Here is a 1,882-nt window from a genome sequence, read left to right as displayed (position 1 = left end):
TGGTACGAAACTAATTCGGTTCATAAATACCAATTATGTAGGCAACCTAACCAGTATTTGTAGCTTATGTTATTTTTATGTTTAATATAAGGAAAAAGTATGTTCTTTATAGTAAATTACTTCAATAATTTATATTTGAGATAAAAATATGATATCAAAAAAAATTCTTCTAACAATTTGCTTACTTAGCACCCTAAATTCAGGATGTGCAAAATCAGTAGATTCAAACAATAATGAAAATAGTACTAGTCAACAACAGCCTCACTCAGGAGGTTTGAATGTTAATGAGATTAGATCAAAAGCTGAAAAAGGAGACTCTGAATCACAATATAATATGGGTGTTATCTATACTGATGGCTATGAGGGTATTCAACCAAATATAGATGAAGCAATAAAATGGTATACCCTAGCTGCGAATAAAGGTAATGTAAATGCTCAATATAATCTAGGACTCTTATACACAGGAGACCAACATAGAAAACCAGACTATACAAAAGCAAAATTTTGGTTTGACAAGGCTGCTTCTCAAGGTGATATAGCATCTATGAACAATTTAGGTACTATATTTAAAGATGGATTAGATGTTGAAATAAATTACGGAAAAGCTTTTCATTATTTCCATAAAGCCGCTTCTGCTGGTTATTCGGTTGCTCAATTTAATTTAAGCAATATGTATTTTGATGGACAAGGAACGCCCATAGATAAAACAGAAGGCCTTAAATGGTTAACAAAAGCAGCGGAGCAAAATGATATTGATGCACAATATAATTTAGGCTTAGCCTACCTTATAGGTGATGGTATAAAACAAGATTATTCACAAGCCTATAAGTGGTTCCTTGAAGCTGCAAATCAGGGAGAAAATGGAGCACAATATCATTTAGGGAAAATGTATAAAGATGGTTTAGGTGTAGATAAAAATTTATCTATTTCAAAAATTTGGTTTGAGAAGTCTGCACAAGCTGGGAATCCTCTCGCCTCCAAAGAATTATCCCAGCTTAAATAATATTCGTTTTAATAACTTGAAGGAAAACCATGAGCTCCTAAATCCCAAGTATGACCAGGACCATGCATAAGCGAAGGTCCGTTAGGGTTACCTACCATTTCTTTTCCTTGACTAATAGTAAAACCTTTTGATGTGCCAAACTTTGTTTTTTCTTTTCGAAAATATGGATCCCAATTATCTGAATGTGAACCTGCACAATATTTTGATTTACCCGTTGCAGCACACGATTCAATGTAAGGTCTATTTACTTGACGCTCTCCATATTTATACTTCCATTTTTCATCTCGTTGAGAAACTCCATATTCATACCCTAAACCAAGCTTTCGCTCCATGGTTAATGTACTAGATCCCTTCCCTTTATAATTTGCATATACGCCTATACCAATTCCAGCTGTAGCAGAACCTCCTACTGACTTTCCTTTTGTATATCTTTCAAGTTGAGAAGTAGCAATATTTTCTATTGGTATACTATTATCAGGAAGATTAGGGCCAGCCTTATTATAAATTTCTATAGCCGCATTTGTTCCCGCTCTCTCCGATGCAAGACCTAATGGGTCACACCATTGCATTGGATTTAAAACATAATCCTTTAAATTCAGTCCTCCAAACAACCCTATCGGATCTTTACTCACATACCGTGCACTATACGGCTCGTAATATCTATAACGGTTATAGTGCAAGCCTGTTTCTTTATCGTAATATTGCCCCTGAAATCTCAGATTAGTTTGCTCAAGTAAATGCTCAGAAGCTTTGATCGCCAAAGCTGTTCCCCACGTATCTTGTGTCATTTCCCATACACATTCACCCAACTCATTACTTAAACTGTGCGGTGTACCCACTTGGTCACAGTGATAAAACGCAACACGCTCTAACTCAGCT

General features: G+C 35.3%; 2 protein-coding genes. One reads left to right on the top strand and one right to left on the bottom strand.

Going from position 1 to position 1,882, the window contains the following annotated elements; genetic code table 11:
- Positions 1-148 precede the first annotated feature (148 nt).
- Positions 149-1,003 carry a tetratricopeptide repeat protein gene (locus D7V20_RS18955; RefSeq protein ID WP_120385382.1) on the top strand — a complete coding sequence of 285 codons (855 nt, stop codon included), beginning with the start codon at positions 149-151 and terminating at the stop codon, positions 1,001-1,003.
- A gap of 8 nt (positions 1,004-1,011) precedes the next feature.
- Here the strand turns inward: D7V20_RS18955 and D7V20_RS18950 are convergent.
- Positions 1,012-1,882, bottom strand: an 871-nt coding sequence (locus D7V20_RS18950) for an RHS repeat-associated core domain-containing protein (protein WP_147395816.1), incomplete at its 5' end; no start/stop codon positions are given.

It is taken from the genome of Acinetobacter rongchengensis, assembly GCF_003611475.1.
GTDB classification, from domain to species: domain Bacteria; phylum Pseudomonadota; class Gammaproteobacteria; order Pseudomonadales; family Moraxellaceae; genus Acinetobacter; species Acinetobacter rongchengensis.
The sequence above is the reverse complement of the archived record's forward strand: the minus strand, read 5'-3'. Positions and strand labels throughout refer to the sequence as shown.